General features: G+C 33.5%; 7 protein-coding genes. 1 reads left to right on the forward strand and 6 read right to left on the reverse strand.

The window, feature by feature from the left end; genetic code table 11:
- Positions 1-104: 104 nt before the first annotated feature.
- From D1164_RS23270 to D1164_RS23280, 3 genes are all read right to left on the reverse strand, one after another.
- Complete coding sequence (locus D1164_RS23270; RefSeq protein ID WP_119352312.1) at positions 105-425, reverse strand: penicillin-binding transpeptidase domain-containing protein; 321 nt, start codon at positions 423-425, stop codon at positions 105-107.
- A 132-nt stretch (positions 426-557) separates the two neighbouring features.
- Positions 558-920 carry a response regulator gene (locus tag D1164_RS23275; protein WP_119352313.1) on the reverse strand — a complete coding sequence of 121 codons (363 nt, stop codon included), beginning with the start codon at positions 918-920 and terminating at the stop codon, positions 558-560.
- A gap of 7 nt (positions 921-927) precedes the next feature.
- Positions 928-2640, reverse strand: a complete 1713-nt coding sequence (locus tag D1164_RS23280) for a PAS domain-containing sensor histidine kinase (RefSeq protein WP_147372279.1) — start codon at positions 2638-2640, stop codon at positions 928-930.
- A 160-nt stretch (positions 2641-2800) separates the two neighbouring features.
- Between D1164_RS23280 and D1164_RS23285 the strand changes: the two genes are divergently transcribed.
- Positions 2801-3160: a hypothetical protein gene (locus tag D1164_RS23285; RefSeq protein ID WP_147372280.1), complete on the forward strand. Its 360-nt coding sequence runs from the start codon at positions 2801-2803 to the stop codon at positions 3158-3160.
- A gap of 44 nt (positions 3161-3204) precedes the next feature.
- Here the strand turns inward: D1164_RS23285 and D1164_RS23290 are convergent, their stop codons facing one another.
- From D1164_RS23290 to D1164_RS23300, 3 genes are all read right to left on the reverse strand, one after another.
- Positions 3205-4137, reverse strand: a complete 933-nt coding sequence (locus D1164_RS23290; protein WP_119352316.1) for an alpha/beta hydrolase — start codon at positions 4135-4137, stop codon at positions 3205-3207.
- Positions 4138-4861: 724 nt separating this feature from the next.
- Positions 4862-5452: a hypothetical protein gene (locus D1164_RS23295; RefSeq protein WP_147372281.1), complete on the reverse strand. Its 591-nt coding sequence runs from the start codon at positions 5450-5452 to the stop codon at positions 4862-4864.
- 268 nt (positions 5453-5720) lie between these two features.
- Positions 5721-6248: a DUF4943 family protein gene (locus D1164_RS23300; RefSeq protein WP_119352318.1), complete on the reverse strand. Its 528-nt coding sequence runs from the start codon at positions 6246-6248 to the stop codon at positions 5721-5723.
- Positions 6249-6451: the final 203 nt, after the last annotated feature.

Below are 6451 nucleotides of genomic sequence, written 5' to 3' on the forward strand. Positions count from 1 at the left end.
ACTTCCTGACAAACTTACTTTCAGGTCTGATAGCTTACTCCTTTCTGCCTAAAAAACCTACCCTTAGAATGGAAGAAGTTATTGACCAGACGCAAAGTTGTACGTTAGCTTAGCTCGAACTGACGTTCAATAATTTTCATTTGTTTCAATATCGATTTTGTAATTTTCTTACGACACTTACCAAAGTCCGCATTCCGGGTTTCCCTATCTTTAATTACGCGCGTTGCAAAAAAGTAGACATTTTCGTCTTGCTCAACATATCCGACCCACCATCCGGTATCTTTCCCTCCATCTCTTGTCCAGCCGGTTTTTGCCCTTAAAATATAGCTGTCAGTTTCCTCTTCTATCATCATATTTTTTAAAATACGGAAATAATCCTTGTGAAATGGTAATGTCTCTTCATAGATTCCAATCAATGCATCCATTTTTTTAAGTAGTTGAATACCAATGTCACAATACGAATAATAATCGAATTAATGCTAATTTAATAGCATTTTGTGTGATTCTACTGAGCCAACTTTAAACAACTTCAAATGTAAAATTCAATATTATTTTCTCTATGCCGCCTCAATAGCCTTTGATATCTGGTTTATATCGAATGGCTTTTTAAAATGCTCAAGTATTAATCTATTGTCTAATGCTTGTCTTATTTCCTCAGTAATTTCATATCCGGTGAGAATAAAATATTTTTTATCCGAGTACTTTTCTTTTGCCTTTTTGATAAATTCTATCCCACTTATTTGTGGCATCCTCATATCGCTTATCACTATGGAAATCTCTAATTCTTTATCAAGTATTTCAAGTGCCTTTATAGGGTTTAATTCAGTTAGAACTTCATATTTCTTTGAAAAAATAATTTTAAATAATTGTAAGTTTATAAACTCATCATCAACATATAAGATTTTTATTTTTTCTTGCATGCTAAAATTATTTTAATGGTAAAGTTAGTATAACCTTTGTTCCTTTCCCAACTTCTGATTTAAATTCCATTGCACCCTTATGGTCTTTAACTATAATATTGCTTATCGATAAACCCAGACCAGTGCCTTCACCCGGAGGTTTTGTAGTAAAAAACGGATCGGTGATTTTTTGTATATTTTTTTCACTGATACCTATACCATCATCAGATATTTCAACTATTAACTGATGGCCAGCTGCCATTGTTCTTATGTGGATAGACCCTTTGTTTTTGATGGCCTGTATTGCATTATTAATGATGTTTACAAATACCTGATGTAACTTGCCAACATTACCCCTTATTACAATCTTTTCATCCGCAAATTCTTTTATTACTTCAACGCTATTTTTGATTTTGTTATGTAGAACTCTTATGCAGTTATCTATTATGGTGTGGATATCACAGTCTTCATCAACAGATTCTTTGCTTCGACTAAACTGGTTTAATCCTACCACAATATTTGAAATTCGCTCAACACCTATTTTAAGACTATTTAATAAAAAATCGGTCTTTTCTTTATCGGAACTTTCGTATTCTTCAAAATATTGGTTTAATCCCACAAAAGCACCCATTACATAGTTTAACGGATTGTTTATTTCGTGTGCCACACCTGCAGTTAAAATTCCTAATGAAGCCATTTTCTCTGCTTGTACGAGCTTTAATTGTGTTTCTTTTAGATTATGAATAGTTGTTGTTAGTTTTTCGTTTTGTTTCTTAATTATATCGCTTTTGGATGATAGCTCCTTGTTCGTTATACCTAATTCTTTATTTACAAGTTCAAGCTCATTGGTTCGTTGTTGAACCATAATTTCCAGATTATTTTTATAATCAATCAGTTTTTTTTCCGCTTCCTTTTGGCTTGTAATATCAATATGAGTACCTACCGTAAGATCCGTCAAGGTTCCATTGGGCTTCCGCAAAGTTTGTCCACGGGACCATATCCATATCCATGATCCATTGATATGTTTCATACGAAAATAATTTTCATACATGCCTGCAGACCCTTTTTTAAGGTAATCAGCAAAGGTGTTGTCTGCCTTTTCCCTATCTTCGGGATGTAACAGATTGATCCAAACTTCTTTCAGATTTACTCTTCCTTCCTTTATGAAATCATTAGGGTTATAACCCAGCATCGTAAAATACTCAGGACTACACCATAAGTAATCTGAGTCATTTTTATATTCCCAGGCACCGGTATTTGAAACTGTAATGATTGATTTGTAGCGTTCATTACTTTGTCGAAGTAACTCTTCTGTTTTTTTTTGTTTAGTTACATCTTCAACTATGCCAATAAGATATTCTTCATTTGTATCCTTATCAGTGTACTTATTTACAAAAACCTCACAATCTATAATATTTTTATCTTTTGTTTTACCTTGAATAAAAAATAACTTATCTGTTTGATTGTTTTTAACAGAAGACAATAAAGATTCTCTGTCTTCCGGGTTTGCATACACATCCTCAGCCACATTTTTAACATACCTTTTCATCTCATCAATACTTGAATAACCGAACATTTTATACATTTGATCATTCATACTTATCACCTCACCAGAAATGGTTGTAAGTATTATACCAACCGGAGCATTTTCAAACAGAGTTTTTATGGTGGTGAATTCACTGGTCATAATGGAATTTTTACCGAAATATACAGTTTTTTGATTTAAAAAATTAGTTGCCACTGTTAGTTTCTTTAATCCTGTTGTAGTATTCTTGTATCTCTAAATAACCCGTTGGCGGAATTAATTTGTTAATAAATTATTGAATGACCAAATGTTGAAAAGGTTCTGCATATTGTTGTTATTTAGTAGTTTAATATTGTAAGGCAAAAATTACATGCCTGTGTACAACTTCAAGGTAAACTTCGATAAAGCATTGAAAATTTGCAAGTTAAACAGCAATGATTTGGTAAATGAATTTGGGAATGTTCCTCGTCCCGGCCCAATTCCAAAGTTTTCAGACCTGGAAGTAATTTCTCTAAGCATGATGGCAGAAGCTTTGGGAATTGATAGTGAGAATCTTCTCTTTCTGAAGATAAGAACTGATTATCCGGAAGATTTTTCAACTATTATCTCCCGACGACAATATAACGACAGGAGAAAATCCTTGTTCCCATTGCAAAAGGATATTCAAAGCCGTATGGCTAAACAAATTGACGAGTTTGAACCCATTGGCAGAGTCAAGCATACTTTAGCTGCTTAATTCCGCCAACGGGTACATTGTTGTGCGTTCATACTTTTTTTATTTTAATCCTCAATTGAATCCAATAAGCTATTTCTGGCAAACTCACATATTTCTGTCATTGCTTGTTTTGCTTCAGGGAAGAAAGGTGATAAAATTGGAAATGCATGAATCATTTTATCCCATTTTCGTAATCTCACATTTACTCCCTGTTCATTTGCAATTCTTGCCACATTTTCACAATCGTTTAAATGAATTTCATGCGTTCCAACACATATAAATATTGGCGGAAGCCCTTCATAATTACCAAACTGCGGAGATAAAAGTGGATTCAAAGGATTATTATTTGCAATGTAATATTGTGTCCATACATTCCATGAACCCATTGGAGCAATATCATTATTAGCGTTATATTGAAATGAATCAGCCAAACATCTTAAATCAGTGACAGGAGAAATCGAAAAAGCAGCTTTTGGGAAATCAATGCCTTTTTCTTTTAACGCAAGTAATAATGATAAAGTCAATGTTCCTCCTGCAGATTCTCCTCCAATAACAATGTCTCCCGATTTATATCCTTGATGAAGCAACCAGGTATAAACTTCGATACAATCCTCAAGTGCGGCTGGAAATGGGTTCTCAGGTGCCAATCTGTAGTCGAATACTAATGATTTTAATTTACTGCCATTCGCAAATTTAGCAACATGCATACGATGAGTTAAGCATGAACCAGAAATAAAACCGCCGCCATGAATATAGAGCAAGATTTTATTTTCTTCATGTCCTTCCGGAATTATCCACTCAGCATTAATAGCATTAATCTGAATCTGTTCTGATGAAATATTTTTAGGCAATTTCATCTTTGCACTGGTCCTGTCAATTCCTTTTCTGAATTCAATAACAGAAAAACTATTATCAACTACCTCTGGCCTTAATTTCAATTTGAATAAATGTCTGTTTTTAATCATCCAAATAAATATGTGGCTTCTTATACTTTGCATATGTCTATTTCATTTTTTTCAATCTTAACTTTAAAATGCACACAATGTTAGCATACTATGACGCACAACATCGATGTATCTATTTTTGGTGCAATTCTTTCCATACGATTGGCTAAAAATATTTTTTTGTGAGTCGGTCTGTCCGGAATGTAACATAGGTTTTTGGTCGTTTGTTGATATACAGAAAATTATGGAGCTAAATTAGGAATTGCCATTGAAAAAAGCAAGAGAAAATCAAATGGAGAATGCTGGTTTTAAGGATGTCATGTAAAACAGGCGGGCAAGGGGGAGGCCATTCATGTGTATGGACTTCTTTTTACCGCCTCAAAGACGAATTGGCGGTGTTGCAAAGAAGAACTGCGGTTAGATTACCCACTGAAACACGCATTACACTCCCATTTTGTTATGCACTGAGCTTATTATAGAAAGTTTGAAAACCAGTAACTTTATCAAGTTTAACAAGGCCAACAGTAGTACCTATCCAAATAAAATTTCCTTCATGTGCAATTGAACGTATGTTTTTCCATGGCTGTACACAGTCCATTCAGTGGTTTGAGACTTTATCAATCCCGACAAGTTCACTAATAAAAATAAAGTTAGAATTAATTTTTTCATGAATTTTTTTTATGCTATTAATCTTCCACGTGTCGAAATTTACCTTGTGCATAACGGCAACTCACCAAACCCGCAATGAAATATGCAAAATGTTGGCGTGTCGTTGTTATTAAAATCTATATGCTAAATTTAAATTCATAGATAACGATTTCATTGTTTCATCTTCTATCGGGATAAAATCATATTGTATCGCTCCCTCATAATTAAAATTGATTTTTAAAAATGTCATATTATAATTTGCGCCGACTCCAAGTTGAATATTATCTGTCAAATTAAAATTACAATCTAATCCGATTGCAGAATAGAATCCCCCCTTATCTCCATTATAAATCTCGATATCTGTTATCAGTGCTGAATAACCCAAATCTAAATGCGGTATAAACGATGCAATCTTTTTATCAAGATATATTCCAAATCTCAGATAAGGAGTCAAACTTGAAATCGTATTCATATCAGAATCGTAGTATCTAAACCATGACACATCAGCTTTCGAATAGCTTAATCCTCCACCGATTAATAAATAATTTTTTGTATGGTCAAAATTTAGGTCAAAACATATCGGTTTTTCCCATTTGTCAACTAGCCAATGGTTAGTCAGATTGATTGGATAACCCGCACTTATCGTAACTCTGTTTTCTTGTCCGAATGTAGTAAAGCATAAAAGTAATAGAATAGCGGAAGCTGGAATTAGTTTTCTCATAATCTTGTTTTTCTTTATCAAACGATAATTTTGAGGTAATAACTTTAAATTTTAAATGTAATTATCAGCTAAATTATTAAACTTTCTATCCATGTGTCTATTTGTTCGAATTCACAATGCACGCCAACGGTCACTTGTATGTGGTCGGGCGGGATTTCGAAGAGAAATCCTGTCAGACCCGCAGGAGAATGAGCAGAAGGTCTGACTTGTCAGACCGCTGAAACCCCCGCCTGCCATATACAATTTGTTATGCCCTGGCTTTTATATTTTAGTGCCATCTATATTCTGTTTCTAATAGTGGGTCAATATTGTAAAAAATACTAAATTTTTTATGTTTATTCTCATTCCACCAATTAGAATAGGCTTGTCTTATCGTATTGTAAATTTCACTATCATGGTCAGTAAGCCACTCAATTGGTTCTGATTTTGTCTGAACAAACGGGTTTTGAGAAGCAAACCCAAGAACAAGTTTGTTATCCATAGCTGCTAACCGTATAGATTCAATTGTCCATAAAACGAGAACACTTAATCTGTAGTCAGGATTTGGTTCGGCATAGGATGAAATTGGATTAGAAGGAAATTTATTAACTACACTGAAATCATTAATGTATTGCAAAAGTGCAGGAATATCGTCGGCAGAGAACTCTGGTAGTTTAAAAGAGTCATATTGATTTGCTTTCAACAATTCTATGTATGTTTCAACATCAGGATTACTAATTTTTTCTGTGTCATCCTTACTACAACTTAACAGTCCAGCAAAGAATCCAATCAATATTAAAATTTTTATGGTTTTCATGATTTGGTTTTTTAATTATTTTCCATAAACTATGATGATTTTCAAATCATTTTGGTTGCGTTTTTAAGCTTGGACATAACGGCAGTCTGTCTAAAAACCTATTTTGGTATAGGAGATTTGAAAACTATTGGAGGGTTTTAGAAGCAGGTTTAAAATTTTCGGATTTTTCATTGTTAGTTTGAGTAATTGGTTTATCTGGTTTA

It is taken from the genome of Mariniphaga sediminis, assembly GCF_003573545.1.
In the GTDB taxonomy this organism is placed as follows: Bacteria; Bacteroidota; Bacteroidia; order Bacteroidales; family Prolixibacteraceae; genus Mariniphaga; species Mariniphaga sediminis.